18 protein-coding genes are annotated in these 19,791 nt (G+C 70.8%); 4 read left to right on the forward strand and 14 right to left on the reverse strand.

The features are described 5' to 3' along the window. Positions 1-53 precede the first annotated feature (53 nt). Positions 54-1,406 (forward strand): polysaccharide deacetylase family protein, encoded by a 1,353-nt coding sequence (locus tag ABEA34_RS00345; RefSeq protein WP_345518081.1) that lies wholly within the window; start codon positions 54-56, stop codon positions 1,404-1,406. 30 nt (positions 1,407-1,436) lie between these two features. Here ABEA34_RS00345 and ABEA34_RS00350 read toward each other — a convergent pair whose 3' ends face one another. The 8 genes from ABEA34_RS00350 to ABEA34_RS00385 all read right to left on the reverse strand — a co-directional run bounded on the left by ABEA34_RS00350 (position 1,437) and on the right by ABEA34_RS00385 (position 9,940). Next, positions 1,437-2,486: a S66 family peptidase gene (locus ABEA34_RS00350; protein ID WP_345518082.1), complete on the reverse strand. Its 1,050-nt coding sequence runs from the start codon at positions 2,484-2,486 to the stop codon at positions 1,437-1,439. Between the two features lie 26 nt (positions 2,487-2,512). After that, positions 2,513-3,043, reverse strand: coding sequence for a pyridoxamine 5'-phosphate oxidase family protein (locus ABEA34_RS00355; protein WP_345518084.1), 531 nt, complete (start codon positions 3,041-3,043; stop codon positions 2,513-2,515). A 54-nt stretch (positions 3,044-3,097) separates the two neighbouring features. Beyond that, positions 3,098-4,279 carry a WD40 repeat domain-containing protein gene (locus tag ABEA34_RS00360; protein WP_345518086.1) on the reverse strand — a complete coding sequence of 394 codons (1,182 nt, stop codon included), beginning with the start codon at positions 4,277-4,279 and terminating at the stop codon, positions 3,098-3,100. Between the two features lie 39 nt (positions 4,280-4,318). Further along, the gene (locus ABEA34_RS00365) at positions 4,319-5,416 is read right to left on the reverse strand and encodes a carboxypeptidase-like regulatory domain-containing protein (RefSeq protein WP_345518088.1); all 1,098 of its coding nucleotides are present in this window, start codon (positions 5,414-5,416) and stop codon (positions 4,319-4,321) included. Then, positions 5,416-6,084 (reverse strand): RNA polymerase sigma factor, encoded by a 669-nt coding sequence (locus tag ABEA34_RS00370; protein WP_345518090.1) that lies wholly within the window; start codon positions 6,082-6,084, stop codon positions 5,416-5,418. Before ABEA34_RS00370 ends, ABEA34_RS00365 begins: the two co-directional genes overlap by 1 nt. 28 nt (positions 6,085-6,112) lie before the next feature. Next, entirely contained in the window at positions 6,113-7,189 is a 1,077-nt protein-coding gene (locus tag ABEA34_RS00375; RefSeq protein ID WP_345518092.1) for a hypothetical protein, read from the reverse strand. 101 nt (positions 7,190-7,290) lie between these two features. Beyond that, complete coding sequence (locus tag ABEA34_RS00380) at positions 7,291-8,514, reverse strand: saccharopine dehydrogenase family protein (RefSeq protein ID WP_345518094.1); 1,224 nt, start codon at positions 8,512-8,514, stop codon at positions 7,291-7,293. Beyond that, positions 8,507-9,940 carry a gamma-aminobutyraldehyde dehydrogenase gene (locus ABEA34_RS00385; protein ID WP_345518097.1) on the reverse strand — a complete coding sequence of 478 codons (1,434 nt, stop codon included), beginning with the start codon at positions 9,938-9,940 and terminating at the stop codon, positions 8,507-8,509. Before ABEA34_RS00385 ends, ABEA34_RS00380 begins: the two co-directional genes overlap by 8 nt. Positions 9,941-10,022: 82 nt before the next feature. Between ABEA34_RS00385 and ABEA34_RS00390 the strand changes: the two genes are divergently transcribed. After that, a complete protein-coding gene (locus ABEA34_RS00390; protein ID WP_345518099.1) occupies positions 10,023-10,433 on the forward strand; it encodes a bleomycin resistance protein in 411 nt (136 codons plus the stop codon). Here the strand turns inward: ABEA34_RS00390 and ABEA34_RS00395 are convergent. Continuing rightward, positions 10,418-12,022 (reverse strand): amidohydrolase, encoded by a 1,605-nt coding sequence (locus ABEA34_RS00395; protein ID WP_345518101.1) that lies wholly within the window; start codon positions 12,020-12,022, stop codon positions 10,418-10,420. The genes ABEA34_RS00390 and ABEA34_RS00395 overlap by 16 nt on opposite strands. Continuing rightward, positions 12,022-13,023: an agmatinase gene (gene speB, locus ABEA34_RS00400; protein ID WP_345518103.1), complete on the reverse strand. Its 1,002-nt coding sequence runs from the start codon at positions 13,021-13,023 to the stop codon at positions 12,022-12,024. Before speB ends, ABEA34_RS00395 begins: the two co-directional genes overlap by 1 nt. Positions 13,024-13,115: 92 nt before the next feature. Here speB and ABEA34_RS00405 point away from each other — a divergent pair, with 92 nt between their 5' ends. Then, the gene (locus ABEA34_RS00405) at positions 13,116-14,507 is read left to right on the forward strand and encodes an aspartate aminotransferase family protein (RefSeq protein WP_345518105.1); all 1,392 of its coding nucleotides are present in this window, start codon (positions 13,116-13,118) and stop codon (positions 14,505-14,507) included. Between the two features lie 162 nt (positions 14,508-14,669). Next, positions 14,670-15,566: a hypothetical protein gene (locus ABEA34_RS00410; RefSeq protein ID WP_345518107.1), complete on the forward strand. Its 897-nt coding sequence runs from the start codon at positions 14,670-14,672 to the stop codon at positions 15,564-15,566. Between the two features lie 51 nt (positions 15,567-15,617). Here ABEA34_RS00410 and ABEA34_RS00415 read toward each other — a convergent pair whose 3' ends face one another. From ABEA34_RS00415 to ABEA34_RS00430, 4 genes are read right to left on the reverse strand one after another with little or no spacing between them, the layout of a single operon-like run. Next, positions 15,618-16,481 carry an ABC transporter permease gene (locus ABEA34_RS00415; protein ID WP_345518109.1) on the reverse strand — a complete coding sequence of 288 codons (864 nt, stop codon included), beginning with the start codon at positions 16,479-16,481 and terminating at the stop codon, positions 15,618-15,620. Next, positions 16,478-17,338 carry an ABC transporter permease gene (locus ABEA34_RS00420; RefSeq protein ID WP_345518111.1) on the reverse strand — a complete coding sequence of 287 codons (861 nt, stop codon included), beginning with the start codon at positions 17,336-17,338 and terminating at the stop codon, positions 16,478-16,480. The genes ABEA34_RS00415 and ABEA34_RS00420 overlap by 4 nt, the downstream gene beginning before the upstream one ends. Further along, a complete protein-coding gene (locus tag ABEA34_RS00425) occupies positions 17,335-18,492 on the reverse strand; it encodes an ABC transporter ATP-binding protein (RefSeq protein ID WP_345518113.1) in 1,158 nt (385 codons plus the stop codon). Before ABEA34_RS00425 ends, ABEA34_RS00420 begins: the two co-directional genes overlap by 4 nt. Further along, positions 18,485-19,681 (reverse strand): polyamine ABC transporter substrate-binding protein, encoded by a 1,197-nt coding sequence (locus tag ABEA34_RS00430; protein WP_345518115.1) that lies wholly within the window; start codon positions 19,679-19,681, stop codon positions 18,485-18,487. The genes ABEA34_RS00425 and ABEA34_RS00430 overlap by 8 nt, the downstream gene beginning before the upstream one ends. Positions 19,682-19,791: the final 110 nt, after the last annotated feature.

The following is a 19,791-nucleotide window of genomic DNA, read 5'->3' on the forward strand; positions in this document are numbered from 1 at the left end:
CTGACAACCTGGGGGCCGATCCGGGCGTCACAGTCTCGGAAGGTGGGGTGCAGATGCGTCGGGTGCTGGTCGTCGGAGCGCTGCTGGCTGCCGTGCTGCCGCTCGCCGCCGTGCCGCAGGCTGACGCCGCACCCCGTCATCGCGAGCGCGTGGTCCCGTGCTCGCGCGGGCTCGTCGCGCTGACCTTCGACGACGGCCCGTCGGTCACGGTCACCCCGCGGCTGGTCCGGCTGCTGCAGCGCGAGCGGGTGCCGGCGACGTTCTTCATGATCGGCCAGCACGTCGACGCGCATCCCGAGGTCGCGCGCATGGTCGCCCGGGCCGGCTTCGCGATCGGCAACCACACCTGGGCGCACGAGGACCTCACCACGCGGACGCCGAAGCAGATCCGGACCTCGATCCGGGCCACCCACCAAGCCCTCCTGCGGGCCGGGATCGCGCCGACCTCGTTCGCTCGGCCGCCGTACGGCGCGATGGACGACCAGGTCCGACGGGTGCTGGTCGGAATCGGCTACACGCCCGTGCTGTGGACGATCGACCCGCGCGACTGGGCCGGCGCGAGCACGCCACTGATCGAGACGCGGGTGCTCGGCGCCGTACGCCGCCACCGCACCAACGTCGTGCTCCAGCACGACGGCGTGACCAACTCCCCCGCGACCCTGCGCGCGATGTCCACGGAGATCCGCACCCTGCGCCGGCGCGGCTTCTGCTTCGCCGGCCTCGACGCGGCCGGACAGCCGACGCCACCGGTGCCGGTGGCGTCGGTCCGCCCGGACGAGCGGCGGGTGGCCGAGGGCGGCCGGGTGGGCCTGACCGTCCGGCTGGACCGGCCGACCTCGCGACCGACGACGGTCCGGCTGACGGCCGAGGGACGGCTGTCGACGGACGTGGTCCGGTTCCGCGTCGGAGAGACGTCCGCGCGGGTCTCGCTGCGCCTGCCCCAGGACGACGCCGACCTGCACGCGGCGCGCTCGAGCGTCGGCGTCTCCGGCGGCACCGGGATCCAGCCGTCGGCGCCGGTCCGGCTGCACGTGGTCGACGACGACCCGGCCCCGGTGGTCAGCCTCGGTGACGCCGAGGTCGACGCCTCCCCTCTGCTGCCGACCCAGGTGGACGTGCCGGTCCGGCTCGACCGGACGACCGACCATGACGTCGAGGTGGTCGGCCACAGCTCCCTGGGACGGGTGGAGACGGTGGTCCCCGCCGGGTCCCAGGAGGCCGTGCTGGTCTTCACGGTGCCGGTCGGGACGCCGCGCGACGAGGTGCAGGAGGTCCGGGTCCGGGTCCCGGGCGCGGCACCAGCCACGGTCGTCGTACGACCTCCGGCGCAGACGCGTGCCGAGGCCGTGCGATCGGCGCTGGCCACGGTGCGGTGGCCGGTCGTCACTCTGCCCTCGTTGTTCTGACCGATCCCGGCCGGGGAGCGGCTGCCGCGTCTACGCGTAGTCGGCCCACACGGTCCGGGTCTCGCCGTCCATCGTGACCTCGCCGCCGTACGGCAGGATCCACTGCGGCCGGGTGTGGCCGAACGGCACACCGACGCAGACAACCGCGTCGGGGTTGTAGCGGCCGATGATCTCGAGGGCCGAGTCCCGCTGGGCGGCGCGGTGCGCGGCCCGCCCCGCAGCATCCGGCCGTTGGTCGAAGCTCGACGACGCCGGCCGGGCGACCAGCACCCCGTCGACGGCCTCGAGCAGGCCCCGCTCGCCGAGCGCGCGCAGGATCCAGCCGAACTCCTGGGCCGGGATGACGTCCTCGCTGGTCTCGATCAGCAGGACGCCGCCGGCCAGCACCGCCGGGTCGGTCGGGAAGCGGCCGGCCGTGAGGATCCACTGGATCACCTCGATGCAGCCGCCCCAGGTGCGGCCGGTGACGCTGCGGCCGGGTCCGGCCCAGGTCCAGGGCTCGGTCGGCTCGCGGTCGCCGTACTCCGTGAGGGCGGCGGGGTCCTCCCACTTCCGCCCGAAGTCCTCGGACTCACCTGGTTCCGTGATCTCGAGGCGCTCGCCCGTGAAGAGGCAGGCGCGCAACGCCTCCTCGTGGCACGGGTCGAGGCGGGGGCCGGGGCCGATCTGCACCTGGGTCGATCCGCCGTAGAAGCCGGCGATCCCCTGGCTCCACAGCCACGACAGGATGTTGGTGTTGTCGCTGTAGCCCAGGTAGGGCTTGGGATCGGCGCGGACCGCGCCGCTGTCGAGGTGCGGTACGACGGTGATCTGGTCCTCGCCGCCGATGGTGGCCAGGACCGCCCGGATCTCGGGATCCCGGAAGGCCGCGTTGAAGTCGGCGGCGCGGGCCTCGGCGGAGGCGCCGACCTGGCGGGTGGTCGGGTACTCGACGGGGACGAGCCCCAGGACGTCGCGGATCCGTCCCATCGCCTGCTCGTGCACCTCGGGAGCGACCCCGGGGGCGGCGAACGACGGCGAGAGCACCGCCACCTGGTCGCCTGGCCGTGCCTTCCTGGGATGGGTGAGATTGCGGGTCATGCCCCCATCAAACACGCTTGCGGTCCTCAGAGGACCCAGCGCGTCGCACCGCCCGGCTCCACGGTCTGCAGCGCCGTGACGGCGGTCGCGTCGATCCGGTAGACCTGCCACGGGGGCGAGCCGGCCGACGGTGCACTGAACGGCGCGGTGAGCGCCGTACCGGACGCGTCCACCTCGCACGGCCAGCCGCCAGCCGCCCAGTCCGCGGCTCGGGCGGCGACGACCGCCGGGTCGGTGACGCGGGCGACCGTGCCGTCGACGATCACGTCGTACTCCCGGAGAGCGACCGCGAGGGCGCACCGCGAGTCGCGCACGACGTTGCGCCCTTTGCGGGTCCCGGCGCCGGTCTCGAACCAGAACGCGCCGTCCACCCAGAGCGCGCCGACCGCGGTCACGTGCGGCGACCCGTCGGCGTTGATCGTCGTCAGCCAGCAGGTGTGGCGGTCCGGTCCGCCACCGCCCGGGGCCTGGTCGAAGCCCTGGTCCAGGCGCGCCCGGAGGGCGGCGAGGTCCAGGGGCGGGAGGTCGTAGAGGTCAGCGAGGTTCGTGGCAGTCATGCGCGTGCTGACCCACCGGGCCCGCCGTACTCATCGGGCGCCGGGCGCCCCCGGTCAGCGGGCCCGTGGTCCCGCGAACGGGTAGACCAGCTCGGAAGGAAGCTTGGCACCCTCGTACCGGGGCAGGACCAGCTCGCACGACGGCTTCGTGACCGTGCACCGCACGTAGCCGTGGCCGGTTCCGTACGGGTTCTCCTCGATGTGGTCGTCGATGCCGCTGAAGGCACTCATCAGGACCGAGGCGGAGTCCGGCTCCCACGCCGGCGACTGGGGTCCGAAGAACTTCACCGCCAGCAGGCCGCGGTACTCCGCGACGAGCGCCCCGGTGCGCGCCTTCCGGATGCGGACGGTGGCGAAGGCCGGGAGGTCGTGGTCGCTGATGTCGAAGTAGGGCTTCGCGACGATGCTCAGCACGTAGCGGTCGTCGGGCGACCACGACTCGACCACCTCGTTGTGCCCGGTCCGCCAACGCGGACCGGACTCACCCGGAAGTGGCCGGACCAGCTGCCGCTGCCCGGTGGCGAGCACGGCCTGCCCCGCGCTCAGGTCGAGGGCGGCCACGGCGTCGAAGCCGCTGGCCTTGGCGCGCGCCTTCGGGAGGACCTGGGAGATCTTGTTGGAGTCGAGGTCCCACCGGGTGAGGTAGCCCGCGAACCGGTCGTCCGGTCCCGAGTCCCGCGCATGCGGACCCGACGCCAGCAGGACCCGGTGTCCCCGGAAGGCCAGCGCGCGGCCGGTGAGCGCGCGGCCATCGGTCGCCTTCCGCGACGCGACCGTGCGTCCGTCGGACACCCGCATCACGAGCGTGAAGCCCGTGCCGGAGTCCAGCAGGAGCAGGCGGCCGTTCGCCGACGCCAGCTGGGCGACGAGGTACCTGCGCTGGCCGGCCTGGGTCGACATGTTGTTCCGCCACAGGAGCCGCCGCTCCCCCGTGTCCGGGAGGAAGTAGATGTCCTCGACGAGGAAGCCGTGGTCCCGCCGGGCGAGGTCGACGACGTAGCCGCCGTGCACGCGCAACGGTTGGCTCATCGGTCGCGCGTAGTCGACCGTCGACCGGCCGGGTCGGACCAGGTTGTGATCGGTGTCGACGTAGGCGACCTCCGGCAAGGCGCCCGTCGCAAGGTCGTCGGGCCGCACCTGCACCGGCTCGGGTGCCGCGGCAGCGGCGCTCCCTCCTGGTGTCATGGACACGACCAGCGTCGCGATGACGGCGCCGACCAGGTTGCGGATGCGCATGGATCCTCCGAGATCGATGGGACAGGTGGACGACACGGATCAGCCGGCGGGGGCGCCCTTGACCTTCACCCGGACCTGAGCCGCACCGTGGGCGTCGGTGGCGGGGAGCTGGACGACGTACCACTGGTCGGCCACGGGGGTCGGTACGTCGAACCGCACGCTGCCGCCACTGCCGAGCCTGGCGCTGCCTTCCTGGACGAGCTGGCCGTCGCGCCGCGTCAGGAGGAGCACCTGGTCGTCGGGCTGACCGCCATTGGCCGTCGCCGTGAGGGTCGCGGTCGCACCGGTGGTCCTGCTCGAGCCGGTCATCGTCGGCTGCACGACGAAGCGCCACGTCGCACTGCGCACCTCCTGTGCCACGAACCGGACGTCCGTGGTGCGCTGCAGGGGTCCGACCGCGATCGCGACGGAGCCGTCGCCGTCGGAGGACACCGTCGTCACCCGGCGCCAGCCGCCGCCGTCGCGCTGCTGGAGCGTCACCGGGATGCCGGCGAGCGGGGCTCCGTCGGCGTCGAGGACCTGCCCGCTCACCACCGCAGTGCCGCCCGGTGCGACGCTGTTGCCGGCGCCGGACGAGATGGAGACGGAGGCCGGCTGCGGGGTCGGGTCGGACGACGGGGTGCCCGTCGGCGAGCCGGCCGGATCGGTGGGAGGCACCTCGGTCGGGGTGGCCGTGGGCAGCTCTGTCGGGCTGGCCGACGGGGGCGGCACGGGTCGGCGGGTCGGCTTCCTGGACGGCGACCTCGTCACCGTGGGCGGGCTCGGGAGCACCACCGCGGGGGCCGTCGCCTGCGGCGCACGCGGCTTGCGTGCCACCGGTCGTGGGGTCTCCGGCGCCGGGACACCGATCGGGGCGAGCACCGAGTGGACGGCACGTTGGACCGGGTCGGGCAGGTGGCTCGAGTACGCCGCGGCGACGCCGCCGGTCGCCACCGCGAGAGCGACGGCCAACGTGACGCCCGTCCCCAGTCGCCGTACGTTCCGGCGACCGGAGCCGACCGCCGTCGCCGTCCCGGCCCCGGTCCGGGCACTCCGGAACATCGCCAGGTAGCGCTCCTCCTCGGCCAGCTCGGCCATGGTGCCGGGTGCCTGCAGCGCGCGCTCGAGCGCCTGCTCGTCGAACTCGTCGACCGACATCACTCACCGCCCTCCGGCTCGTGCCCCGGCGACGGGGACAGGGACGCGGACAGGGACCGAAGAGCCCGGTGCACGCCGACGCGCACCGTGCCGGGCTGCTTGTCGAGGAGCCGGGCGACGTCCGCGACGTCCAGGCCGGCCACGACCCGCAGCAGCACCATCTCGGCCTGCGCGGAGGGCAGCGTGGCCACGAGCCGCAGGGCCTGGGCGGTCGCATCGTTGTCGGCGGCCTCCTGCTCGGCACTCGGCGCCGTGGGCGCGAGCCCCGCGGCCGCGACCGGATCCGCCACCGAGACCGTCTGCGGGGCGCGCGAGCGGGCCCGGCCCTGGTCGACCGCACGGTGCCGGGCGATCGTGAACAGCCAGGCACGGAACTCCGGGATGCCGCCCTCGAAGGTGGGCAGACCCCGGACGACGTGCATCCAGGTCTCGGCGGCCAGGTCCTCCGGCCCCTCGTCGCCGCACCCGCGCAGGTAGCGGAGCAGGCGCGGGTGCAGGTCGCGCCACAGCATGGCGAACCCCGCCTCGTCCCCGCTCCGTGCCGCCGTCAACGCCGTCTCCAGCTCGTCCGTGGTCCCGTCGCCGGCGGTCGGTGCGAGAGCGCGCAGGTGCACCCGGGACGTCACCGTCCCGAGTCGTGGTGACCGGCCCTCGGTCGCGTCCAGCACAGCTCCTCAGCAGTTCCACCCGGTCCCGTCAGTCCTCGCGCTGCGTCCCGGCGTTCGCAGCACGGTAGTTGTCCGAGGCGCCCGGTGCGCGCACGTCGACCCGCGCCACCCGGCTCGATCCTTGGGGCAGACCGGTCGCCGGCCGCGCGTGCAGCCGGTAGCGGGTGCTCTTCCTCGGGGAGACCTGGATGCTCACGGAGCCGTCCGTCGCGGTCGTGGCCGTGCCGACGACCGACCATGGCTTGTCCGAGCCGACGGCCCGGGCGAGCAGGTCGACCTTCACGCCCGCGACCGGGCTGCCGACGTGGGTCACCGTCCCGGTGATCGTCGTGGTGTCGCCCCGCTCGATCTGGGCCGGCGTCGCCGCGATCGTGACCGACTGGCGGATCCCGATCTGGACGACGCCGCTGCGGGCCGACTCGAGCTTGGCGGTGCGCGCGAAGACGAGCCGGTAGTAGGTCAGGGTGGTCGGCCAGACCCGGAAGGTGACGTGACCGCTCCGTCGGGTCCGGTGGCGCTGGCGCACCTCCCAGTCGTCATGCGGTGACGTCCGGGCGAGCAGGACGACGTACCTGCCGCGGAGAGGGGTGTTCTTCGCGAGGAGCGTCCCGCCGACGACGCCGCTCTCGCCCGCGGTCACCACCGGATGCGCCGCGCGCACCGACAGCGAGGTCGCGCGGCGGTGGCCCGGCGGCGGTGAGGCCCGGACCTTGACCACGACGACGCCGCTGATGCGCGCGTGCGCGTTGTCGGCGCCCGCGTAGCTCCAGCGGTAGCGGGTCGTCGCCGCCGGCCTGACGCGGAGGCGCACGCCTCCCTGAGCGTCCGTGGTCGCCGTCCGCACCCGGCTGAAGTAGTGCTCACCGGTCGCCTGCGCCTCGAGGACCAGCGGCCGCCCGGCCGGCGACGCCCCCTCGACCTTGAGGTTCCCGGCGATGGTGCTCCTGCCACCCGGTGCGATGGTGGGCTGCAGGACCCGGATCGAGACGGAGGTCGCAGCCGGGGCCGCGGTCGGTGTTGGCACCGCGGCCCCGGCTCCCCCCAGTCCGGAGAGCACGACAGCGACGACCGTTGCTGCCCCAAGTGATGCACGTGCACCGCGCATGCGGCTTCCTCCTGGATGGTCGTCGACGACGTCTCACCCAGGTAAGCGTCGAGACAGCCGGTTGCGTTACATCGGTCGTCGAGCCGGCCGACCCCGGGACGTCAGAGCTCCTTGATCCCCCACGGGCTGCCGTACTCGGTCAGCAGGTCCAGGAAGGGCACGGCGTCGAACGCCTCCGGGCCGAGCACGCCCGCGCCGGTCCAGGTGCCGCGCGCCAGCAGCTCGAGGGCGACCACGGGGTTGATCGCGGTCTGCCACACCACGCACTGGTGGCCGTACTCCCGCATCGTCCACTCGTTGTCGACCACGTGGTAGAGGTACGTCGATCGGGGCTGTCCGTCCGTGCCCGTCCCCGTGACCCACAGGCCGGCGCAGGTCTTTCCCTTCATCCGCGGCCCGACCGTCGCCGGGTCGGGCAGCACGGCGGCGACGACGTCGCGCGGGCTGACCTCGACGCCCTTGACCCGGACCTTCTCGGTGCTGTCCAGGCCGAGCGTGTGCAGCACCTTGAGGATGTTGATGAACTCGTCGCCCAGGCCGTACTTGAAGGTGGCCCGCTTGCAGTCCACCCAGCGCGGCATCAGGAGCACCTCCTCGTGCTCGACGTTGACGCACTCGACCGGCCCGATGCCCTCGGGGAAGTCGAAGACCTCCGGCTCGGAGAAGGGCGGCGTCGTGAACCAGCCGCGCTCCTTCTCCCACACCACCGGCGGGTTGAGGCACTCCTCGATCGTGGTCCACATCGAGAACGACGGCGCGAAGATCTCGTTGCCGTCGTCGTCGGTGACGACGAGGTTGGCGCCGTCGCGGGTGCCGAGCTCGTCGATCTCGCTGAAGAGGTGGTCGGCGGCGTACCGCGCGAAGACGTCGGAGAGCCCCGGCTCGACGCCGATGCCGACCAGCGCGAGCCGGCCGGCGTCCTTCCAGTCCTGCTCCACCGCGAACTGCTCGTCCCCGAGCTTCACGCCCGTCTGCTCGTACGGCGCCTCCGGGTGCGGCTTCGACAGTGACATCGCCATGTCGAGGTAGTCGGCGCCGGCCTCGGCCGCGCCGCCGAAGATCGACATGTTGAAGACCGGGTCGACCGCGTTCATCACGTGGGTGATCCGGTGCTCGCGGCACAGCGCCGCCACCGACTCGGCCGACGAGGCGTCGATCCGCGCCGCGGCGTACCTCTCGTCGATGGCCACGGCCTTGACCGCCTTCGCCTCGTCGTAGTCGGCGACCACGATCGCCTCGAAGAAGTCGCGGCGCGCCGCGATCGCGGCGAAGGCCGACCCGACGCCCCCGGCGCCGACGAGCAGGATCCGCATCGGGTCACTCACCGATGTAGCTCATCACGTGCTTGATCCGGGTGTAGTCCTCGAAGCCGTACCCGGAGAGGTCCTTGCCGTAGCCGGAGTGCTTGAAGCCGCCGTGCGGCATCTCGGAGACGAACGGGATGTGGGTGTTGATCCAGACGGCGCCGAAGTCGAGGCTGCGCGACATCCGCAGCGCCCGGGCGTGGTCCTTGGTCCAGACGCTGGAGGAGAGCGCGTACTGGACGTCGTTGGCCCACGTCAGCGCCTGCGCCTCGTCGGTGAACTTCTGGACGGTCATCACCGGGCCGAAGATCTCGGTCTGGATCTGCTCGTCCTGCTGCTGGAGACCGGAGAGCACGGTGGGCTCGTAGAAGTAGCCCTTGTCGAACTTGCGCGCGCCGCCCGTCTCGATGCTGGCGTGGTCGGGCAGCCGGTCGACCATGCCGGTGACGTGGGCGAGCTGGTTGGCGTTGTTGAGGGGCCCGTAGTACGTCGACTCGTCGTCGGGCATGCCGGTCGGCATCCCCTTGGCGGCCTCGGCCAGCGCCGCGACGAACTCGTCGTGGATGCCGGCCTGGACGAGCACCCGGGTGGCCGCGGTGCAGTCCTGGCCCGCGTTGAAGAGCCCGGCACCGGCGATGCCCTCGGCGGCCTTGGCGATGTCGGCGTCGTCGAAGACGATGCACGGCGCCTTGCCGCCGAGCTCGAGGTGCACCCGCTTGAGGTCGTGGGAGGCCGCCTCGGCGACCTGCATGCCGGCGCGGACCGAGCCGGTGATGGCGACCATCTGCGGCGTCTTGTGCGAGACCAGCGCCCGGCCGGTGTCGCGGTCGCCGCAGACGACGTTGAGCACGCCCGGCGGGAGGAACTCCTGGGCGATCTCCGCGAGCAGCGTGGAGCTGGCGGGCGTGGTGTCGCTGGGCTTGAGCACGACGGTGTTGCCCGCCGCGAGCGCGGGCGCGATCTTCCAGATCATCATCAGCAGCGGGTAGTTCCAGGGCGTCACCTGACCGACGACGCCGACCGGCTCACGGCGTACCCACGAGGTGTGGTCGGCCATGTACTCACCCGCCGACTTGCCCTCGAGCATCCGCGCGGCACCCGCGAAGAACTTGAAGTGGTCCGAGGCGTACGGCATCTCCTCGTCCATCGTCAGCTGGACCGGCTTGCCGGTGTCCTTGCACTCGACGGCGTTGATCTCCTCGACCCGGTCCTCGATCGCGGACGCGAGCCTGAGCAGCGCGTTGGAGCGGTCCTGGGGGGTCGCGTAGCCCCAGCCCTCGAAGGCCGCGTCCGCGGCGGCGTACGCGCGGTCGATGTCTGCGTCCCCCGACTTGGGCGCCTGGGCGTACACCTCACCCGTCGTCGGGTCGATGACGTCGTAGGTCTCCCCCGACACGCTGTCGACGAGCTCACCGTTGATCACGTTCCTGAAGGTCTTGTCGGCCATGTCGTCGAGCCTAGTGATCGGACAACGGAATCTGTAGGGTCTGATCGCCTCTGAAGACGGAATTCGTTGAATCGAGCCCCTCATGCCATTGGGTACGACCATCCCGGCGCTTCCCGCCCGCGACGTCCCGGCGTCCACCGCCTTCTACGTCGACCGCCTCGGCTTCACGACGCTGCACACCGACGGCCACTTCAGCGTGCTGCAGCGCGACGATGCGCGGATCCACCTCTGGGAGTCCGGCGACACGTCGTGGCGGGGGCGGCCGGACCTCGCGGCGAAGCCGGTCGTCAGCGGCGCCGAGTCCTTCCTGGCGGGCACCGCCAGCTGCCGGATCGAGGTGACCGGCATCGACGAGCTGTACGCCAAGATGGACGCCGCCGGGGTGCTCCACGGCGTGAGCGGGGCGGGCGCCCAGGACACCGACTACGGCACCCGCGAGTTCCACGTGCTCGACCTCGACGGCAACCTGCTGACGTTCTACCTCTGGCGGTAGCCCTCGAAGACCCGGGTCCCGTCGACCCAGGTCGACACCACGCCGGTGCCGCCGATGTCGTCGGCGGACCCGGCGAACGGGTCGCGGTCCAGCACGACGAGGTCCGCGGTCGCTCCCGGGCGCAGCATGCCCGCGTTGTCGCGGTGGTTGATCCAGGCCGAGCCGGAGGTGTACGCCGCGAACGCGGTCTCGAGCGCGATCGCCTGCTCGGGGAGGAACCGTCGGCTGCCGACCGCCCCGTGCTCCATCCGGTTGACGGCGACGTGGATCGCCTCCAGGGGGTTCGGCGTGCTGACCGGCCAGTCGCTGCCCGCGACCAGCCGGGCGCCGGCGCGCTCCAGGTCGCCGAACGGGTACTGCCAGGTCGCGCGCTCCTCGCCCAGGAACGGCAGCGTCAGCTCGACCATCTGCTCGTCGAGGCAGGCCCAGAGCATCTGCAGGTTGGCCGCGACGCCGAGCCCGGCGAAGCGGCGTACGTCGTCGGGGTGCACCAGCTGCAGGTGGGCGATGTGGTGGCGCCGCTCGGGATCGGTGCCCTCGAAGGCGTCGAGCGCCTCGCGCGCACCGCGGTCGCCGATCGCGTGCACGTGGACCTGGAAGCCGACGGCGTCGAGCAGGCGGACGTACTCGCGCAGCTCGACCGGGTCGACGAACGAGTGGCCGGTGTTGGAGGTCGCGTGGCCGCAGCGGTCGAGGTAGGGCTCGACGAGCGCGGCGGTGAAGTTCTCGGCCACCCCGTCCTGCATGATCTTGACGCTCGTGGCACGGAACTGCCCGTGGGTGTAGGCGTCGCGGCGCTCGACGAGGCCGGCCATCTGCTCCTCGCCGCGGCTGCGGTCCCACCAGAGCGCGCCGACGACGTGGGCCGAGAGGTCGCCCTCGCGCGCGGCCCGCAGGTACGTCGGGCCGGGGTCGTCCATGCCGGCGTACGCCCCGACGATGGCGTCCTGCCACCCGGTCACGCCGTACGAGTGGAGGTAGCGCTGGCCCTCGAGGAGGCCTTCGTAGTACTCGTCGTCGGTGGTCTGCGGGGTGAGCGACGCGACCGCGTGCATGGCGCCCTCGTGCAGGGTGCCGGTGGGGTGGCCGTCGGCGTCGCGCTCGAAGCGGCCGTCCGGCGGGTCGGGCGTGTGCCGGTCGACGCCGGCGAGCTCGAGCGCGCGGGTGTTGACCCAGGCGCCGTGGTGGTCGCGGTTGGGCAGGAAGACCGGCCGGTCCGGCACGACCGCGTCCAGGTCGGCCGCGGTCGGCGTGCCGCCCGGGAACGCCGACATCGCCCAGCCGCCGCCCAGGATCCAGGGACGGTCGGGGTGCCCGTCGGCGTACTCCTTGATGATCCGGAGGTAGTCCTCGCGCGTCTCGCCCTCGGTCAGGTCGCAGCGGGTGCGCTCCAGCCCGCCTTGGACCGCGTGCACGTGGGCGTCGACGAATCCAGGGCTGATCAACCCGCCCTGCAGGTCGACGACGTCGTCCGCCTCCCCGAGCTCACGACCGACGGCCAGGATCCGCCCCGCGCCGACCAGCACCTCCCCGGCGCCGAGGTAGCGGTGACCGTCGAAGAGCGCGCCGTTGGTGAAGAGGGTGGTCATCAGCGTCCTTCCAGCAGTGGGCCGGCGGGGTCGTGCGAGAGACCGTGCTTGCGCGCGGCCAGGCCGGACAGCGCCTCGAGGCACACCCGGTTGGCGAGGAACGCGGTGATCTCGGCGTGGTCGTACGGCGGCGACACCTCGACCACGTCGATGCCGGCGACCGGGAGCTCCAGGCAGATCCGGCGTACGGCGTCGAGGAGCTGACGGCTCGACAGGCCGCCCGGCTCCGGCGTACCGGTGCCGGGCGCGTGGCCGGGGTCGCACACGTCGATGTCGACCGAGAGGAAGACGGCGTCGCACTCGTCGAGCGCGATCTCGAAGGCCTCGTCGAGGCACGACTCCAGCCCGCGCTTGCCGATCTCGGTCATCTCATAGGACCGCATGCGCTGCTCGGCCATCCAGCCGAGCGTCTCGGGGCCGGGCCAGTAGCCGCGCAGCCCCATCTGCAGGAACCGGTCGCCGCGCAGGGCGCCGGACTCGATCAGCCGGCGCATCGGTTGGCCGTGGCCGTAGAGCGAGCCGAACTCGATGTCGCCGGTGTCGGCGTGCGCGTCGAAGTGGATCATCGAGACCTTGCCGTAGCCGTGGTGGCGCGCGACGCCGGTGGCGTCGGCCAGCGCGATCGAGTGGTCGCCACCGAGGACCAGCGGGATCGCCCCGGCGCTGCTCACCGCGTAGACCGCCTCCTCGAGCGCGTGCAATGAGCGCTCGATCTCCCCCGGTGGCATCTCGACGTCGCCGGCGTCGACGACGCGGACGTCCTGCAGCGCGTCGACCCGGAGCGCGAGGTGCGGCCGGGAGCCGTCGTGCGGCAGGTAGTCGGTCTGCCGGATCGCCATCGGGCCGAAGCGGGTGCCGGGGCGGTGCGACGTACCGCCGTCGAAGGGCGCGCCCACCACGACCACGTCGGCGGCACCCAGCGCGTCGCGGTCGTCGAGGTCGACCCGGTCGACGCCGAGGAAGGTGATGTCGGGTCCGAACTGCGGGCCGTACCGAGTCATGCACCCATGTCTACAACGGATTCCGGACAAAACACACGCCGCAGCGACGGATTCACTTGCTTCTCTTGCTGCCGACCGCGCACCATGGAGGTATGAGCACCGCCGACTACGACCACCTGCAGCGCGCCGCGAAGGATCACCTGTGGATGCACTTCACCCGGCACTCGACGTACGACACGTCGGACGTCCCGATCATCGTCCGCGGTGAGGGTGCCTACATCTACGACGCGCAGGGCAAGCGCTACCTCGACGGTCTGGGTGGGCTGTTCGTGTCGCAGCTGGGTCACGGGCGCACCGAGCTCGCCGATGCGGCGGCCGCGCAGGCCAAGGAGCTCGCCTTCCACCCGCTGTGGTCCTACGCGCACCCCAACGCGATCCTGCTCGCCGAGCGCATCGCCGGCTACGCGCCCGGCGACCTCAACCGCGTCTTCTTCACGACCGGTGGCGGCGAGGCCGTCGAGTCCGCGTGGAAGCTCGCCAAGAACTTCTTCAAGATCACGGGCAAGCCGATGAAGCACAAGGTGATCAGCCGCTCGATCGCCTACCACGGCACCACCCAGGGCGCCCTGTCGATCACCGGGCTGCCGCCGCTGAAGCAGCAGTTCGAGCCGCTGGTCCCGTCCACCTTCCGGGTCCCGAACACCAACATCTACCGGGCCTCCGAGGCCACCGGCGGGTTCCTCGACGGCTCCGACCCCGAGGCCTTCGGTCGCTGGGCCGCCGACCAGATCGCGGTCGCGATCGAGAACGAAGGCCCCGACACCGTCGCGGCCGTCTTCCTGGAGCCGGTGCAGAACGCCGGCGGATGCTTCCCGCCGCCGCCCGGCTACTTCCAGCGGGTCCGCGAGATCTGCGACGAGTACGACGTGCTGCTGGTCTCCGACGAGGTCATCTGCGCCTTCGGTCGCCTGGGCTACATGTTCGGCGCCGAGCGCTACGGCTACCAGCCCGACATCATCACCTGCGCCAAGGGCATCACGTCGGGCTACTCGCCGCTCGGCGCGATGATCGCCTCCGACCGGCTGATGGAGCCCTTCCTGCACGGCGCCGAGTCCTTCGCCCACGGCTTCACCTTCGGCGGCCACCCGGTCTCGACCGCCGTCGCGATGGCCAACTTCGACATCTTCGAGAAGGAGCACGTCCTCGAGCACGTGCGCGACCACGAGGGCGCCTTCCGCTCCACCCTCGAGCGGCTCCTCGACCTGCCGATCGTCGGCGACGTCCGCGGCGACGGCTACTTCTACGGCATCGAGCTCGTCAAGGACAAGGACACCCGCGAGACCTTCGACGAGGAGGAGTCCGAGAAGCTGCTCCGCGGCTTCCTCTCCAAGGCGCTCTACGACGAAGGCCTCTACTGCCGCGCCGACGACCGCGGCGACCCGGTCATCCAGCTCTCTCCCCCGCTGATCTGCGACCAGACCCACTTCGACGAGATGGAGCAGATCCTCCGCACCGTCCTCGACAAGGCCGCCACCCTCCTGTAACCGCGAGTCGGCGCCAGATTGCAGCCGAGTCGGCGCCAGATTGCACTCGCCTCCCGGCGTTGTCCACAGGGGCCGTGCCGCCCTGGTGAGTGAGCCGCAGGCCCGGGCAGGTCTCGTGTCATGGAGACACCAGACCTGCCACGTCATCCGTTCACGTTCGCCATGGCCCGTGACCTGGGCCTCGACGGGCCTGCCCTCTTCCGGCTCGTCCGGTACGGCGTCCTGCGCCATCCCGTCCGCGGCGTCTACCTGCCGGCCACGGCCCCGGACACGATCGCGGTGCGCTGTCGGGCGTTGGGCCTGGTCCTGCCCGGCGATGCCTTCATCTGCGACAGGACCGCGTCGTGGCTCCATGCTGGCGACCGAGCGCTCGCGCCCAACGAGCACCTCGCCGTACCGCCGATCTCGTGCTTCCGCCCGAGCGACGGCGGCCGTCTTCGCAACGGGCTCACCGAGAGCGGCGAACGTGCCGTCTTGCCGCAGGACCTGATGGAGATCAACGGGCTGGTCGTGACGACACCGCTGCGGACGGCACTCGACCTCGGGCGGCTGCAACGGACAGCAGACCTGAAGCTGCACGGCATGGACTGCATGTTGAGCCTGAACGTCTTCACCCATCAGCACCTGCTCGCCGAGATCCCTCGGTTCAGGCGGCAGCGCGGCGTGGTCGAGCTCCGCGTCCTGGCGCCGCTCGCGGACGGCGGCTCGGAGTCGTTCGGCGAGAGCGCCGTCCGACTTCGATGGCACGCCGCTGGACTGCCGCCACCGCAGACGCAGATCTCGGTCATGGTCGACGGCCGCGAGGTCTACCGCATCGATCTCGGTCTGGAGGATCTGCTCTTCGGAGCCGAGTACTTCGGTGAGCAGTGGCACGCCGAGACCGACGCCCCGCACGACGAGGAGCGCCTCGAGTGGCTGGCCCGCGAGCGTGGTTGGGCGATCGACGTCTTCCGCAAGCAGCACGTCTTCGGTCAGCAGCAGGACGCGGAGCGTCGGTTGAGGATCGGGTACGACGCGGTCCGGGCTCGGCTCGGGCTACGCCCCAAGTTCTTTTCGTAAGTGCAATCTGGCGCCGACTCGGCTCGAATCTGGCGCCGACTCGGCGATGGGTCAGGTGAGGGCGCGCTGGCGGCGGCGGCTGTTGACCTCGCCGCCGACGACGATCAGGACCGAGATCAGGAACATCACGGTGCCGACCACGTTGACCTGCATCGGTACGCCGCGCTGGGCGACGCCCCAGACGAACATCGGGAACGTCGTGGTGTTGCCGGCGTTGAGGTTGGTGACGATGAAGTCGTCGAAGGACAGCGAGAAGCTGAGCAGCGCCGCACCCAGGATGCCGGGGAAGACCAGCGGGAAGGTCACCCGCCAGAACGTCTGCTGCGGGGTGGCGTAGAGGTCCATCGCCGCCTGTTCGAGGTTGTCGTCGAGACCGGCCAACCGGGCTCTCACGGTGACCACCACGAACGAGATGCAGAACATGATGTGCGCGATCAGGATCGTCCAGAAGCCGAGCTGACCGCCACGGCCCGCGGCCACGAACAACGCCAGCAGCGAGGACCCCATCACGATCTCGGGCGAGGCCATCGGCAGGAAGATCAGCAGGTTCATCGAGGACCGGCCGACGAAGTCGTGGCGGACCAGGGCGAAGGCGATCAGGGTGCCGAGGACCGTCGAGCCGAGGGTCGCGAGCAGGCCGATCTCGATGCTCGTGCCGAGGGCGCTGCACATGCCCTCGGCCTCGCACGGGTTGAGCCAGTTGTGGAGCGTGAAGCCGTCGAAGCGGTAGATCAGCCGGCTGGTCGGGGCGTTGAAGCTCATCAGCACGACCACGAAGATCGGCACGAACGTGTAGACCAGCACGATCAGGCCGAGGATCAGGACCAGGTGTCCACGCAGCCAGCGACCCGCCGCGGAGCCCTGCTTGTAGGTGACCGTCCGGTTGCCCGTCGCGGTGCTGGTGGAGGTGCTCACAGCAGGTCCTCCGTCCCGGCCCGGCGGACGTAGAACAGGACCATCACCACGATCAGCAGCATCAGGATGACCGACAGTGCGCCCGCAGCCGGGTAGTTGTTGGCGTTGGTGAAGAGGCTCTGGATGACGCTGCCGATCATCCGCTGGTTGGGGCTGCCCAGCAGCTCGGCGTTGATGTAGTCACCGACCGCCGGGATGAAGGTCAGCAGCGTGCCGGACACGACGCCCGGCAACGACAGCGGCCAGGTGACCTTGAAGAAGCCGACGAACGGGTTCGCGTAGAGATCGCTGGACGCCTCGATCAGGCGCGGGTCGATCTTGTCGATGCTGGCATAGAGCGGCAGCACCATGAACGGCAGGAAGTTGTACGTCAGCCCGGCGATGACGGCGAACGGCGTCGCGAGCAGGCGCCCGTCGGCGCCCAGGATGTGCACGAACTGCAGCGTGTTGACGATGATGCCGTCGTCGGCGAGCAGCAGCTTCCAGGACAGCGTGCGGACGAGGAAGCTGGTGAAGAACGGCGCGATCACCAGCACCAGCATCAGGTTCTTCCAGCGGCCCGCCTTGAACGCGATCGCGTACGCCAGCACGTAGCCCAGGATCAGGCAGAAGAGCGTCGCGAGGGCGCCGTACGCCAGCGAGCGCACGAGCGGCTGCCAGTAGTCGCTGATGACGTGCGAGTAGTTCGCCCAGTGGTACGTCATCGTGTAGCCGACGGTGTCCGACCCGCTCGGGTCGAAGAGGCTGGTCGCGACCAGGGAGTAGAGCGGGATCACGAAGAACAGGCCCAGCCAGAGCACCCCGGGGATGAGCAGGAGATAGCCGGTCCTGCCGCGTTTGCGGACCGTCTCGCTCATTCGGCGTCGACCTTCTGCGAGCCGGCGGACGCGTCCTGGCTGAAGTCGAGGAGGAACGCGTACTCGGGACGCCAGGACAGCTCGACCTTCGCGCCCGGGGCGAAGATCTGGTGGCGGCCGGTGTTCTGCTGGAAGACCGAGAGCTCCTGGCCCCACGGCATCCGGACGAGGTACTGCGTGCTGACCCCGACGAAGCTGACGTCGGTGACCACGCCGCCCGGGATGGTGTTGCCCGGGGCGTCGAGCTCCTCGCCCGGCTCGCCGATGAGCACCTTCTCCGGCCGGATCCCGATCCACCCCTTGTCGCTGTCGGCATGGCAGCGCTCGGCCGGCACCGAGACGCCGATGCCGTGCATGTCGACCGTCACCAGGTCGGCCGCCCGGTTGGTGATCGTGCCCTCGATCAGGTTGGACTGGCCGAGGAAGTTGGCGACGAACGTCGACTGGGGGTTCTCGTACAGGTCGGCCGGGGCGCCCATCTGCTCGATCACCCCGGCGTTCATGACCGCGACCGTGTCGGCCATCGTCATGGCCTCCTCCTGGTCGTGGGTCACGTGCACGAAGGTCAGCCCGACCTCGGTCTGGATCCGCTTGATCTCGAGCTGCATCGAGCGCCGCAGCTTGAGGTCGAGCGCACCGAGCGGCTCGTCGAGCAGCAGCACCTCCGGCTTGTTGATCAGCGCCCGCGCGAGGGCGACCCGCTGCTGCTGACCGCCCGAGAGCTGCGCCGGCTTCTTGCGCGCCTGCGAGGTCAGCTCCACCAGCTCGAGCATCTCCCGCACGGTGGCGTCGACGTCATGGCGCTTGCGGCGACGCAGCCCGAACGCCACGTTCTCGTAGATGTCGAGGTGCGGGAAGAGCGCGTAGCTCTGGAAGACCGTGTTGACCGGACGCTGGTACGGCTTGGCGTAGGTGATGTCCTGCCCGGCCAGCGTGATCGAGCCCGCCGTCGGCGTCTCGAGACCGGCGACCATCCGCAGCGTCGTCGTCTTGCCGCACCCGGACGGGCCGAGGAGGGCGATGAACGAGCCGCTGGGTACGTCGAGGTCGAGGTCGTCGACAGCGGTGAACGCCCCGAAGGACTTCGTCACGTTCCGCAGCCTCAGGCCGTCGTACGACTCGCCGTCGGCCGCGGCCGGCTCCTGCTCAGCCACCTGTGACATCGTCGAACTCTCCTTGGTAGGCAGTGATCTGCTCTTCACTCAGCGGCATGAAGTCGAAGGTGACGTCGAGGGTCTCGTCGTCGGGGAAGATCAGCTTGTTGTCGACGAGCGACGGGTCGACCTTCTCCATCTCCTGCTGGGCGCCCTCGACCGGACAGATGTAGTTGACGTACGCCGCCAGCTTGGCCGCGTTCTCGGGGTCGTAGTAGTAGTCGATCCACTTCTCGGCGTTGGCCTGGTGCTTGGCCAGGTTGGGGACCAGCATGTTGTCGCTCCAGAGCGACAACCCCTCCTCCGGCGCGATGAACTTGATGTCCGGGTTGTCGAACTGCGCCTGGATCACGTCGCCCGACCACGCCTCGCAGGCGACGATGTTGCCCGCCGCGAGGTCCTGGATGTACTCGTTGCCGGTGAAGGCCCGGATCTGCCCGGACGCGACGACGTCACGGAGCTTGTCGATCGCGTTGGCCCAGTCGTCGTCGCTGAAGTCGCTCGGGTTGGCGCCCACGACCTTGAGCATGAAGCCCATCGTGTCGCGCATCTCGCTCAGCAGGCTGACCTTGCCCTTGAGCTCGGAGCGGGTGAGCAGCTCCTCGAAGCTCTTGACCTCGCCCGTCTTGGCGGCGTTGTAGGCGATCCCGGTCAGGCCGCTCTGCCACGGTGCGTGGTAGGTCAGGTCCTTGTCCCACTGGCGATCCCGCAGCGGCTTGATCAGGTTGGCGTGCAGGTTGGGGACCTTGGCCTTGTCGAGCGGCTGGATCCAGCCCAGCGAGATCATCCGGGCGGCCATCCAGTCCGTGAGGACGATCATGTCCCGGTTGATCGGCTCGCAGGAGCCGAGCTGGTTCTTGACCTTGGCGTAGAACTCGTTGTTGTCGTTGACGTCGTCGGTGTAGTCGACGGTGATCCCGGTCTGGTCCTCGAAGACCCGCAGGGTCGACGTCGCCTTCTTCTTGGGGTCGATGTACGCCGGCCAGTTCGACACGATCAGCCGCTTGTCCTTCGCGGACACGTCGGTCGCCCGGCAGTCGGCCGGGTTCACCTTCCGGGGCTCGACCCCGAAGAACGGGAGCTTCAGCGCCGCGATGCTCACGCCGGCGAAGGCGACGCCGCCACCGGCCTTGAGCAGCCCGCGACGAGACAGCCCGCCGCGTCCACCTCCGGTGGGTCCCTGCGCCATGCGGACTCCCTTCGAACTGCCTCGACGCATCGGATCGTGCCACGCTGAAGGGCCCCCCACAAGCGATCCCGTCGAGAAGAAACATCCTCGCAACGAAATCGCTTGCGAAC

The organism is Nocardioides conyzicola (genome assembly GCF_039543825.1).
Classification (GTDB): Bacteria; Actinomycetota; Actinomycetes; order Propionibacteriales; family Nocardioidaceae; genus Nocardioides; species Nocardioides conyzicola.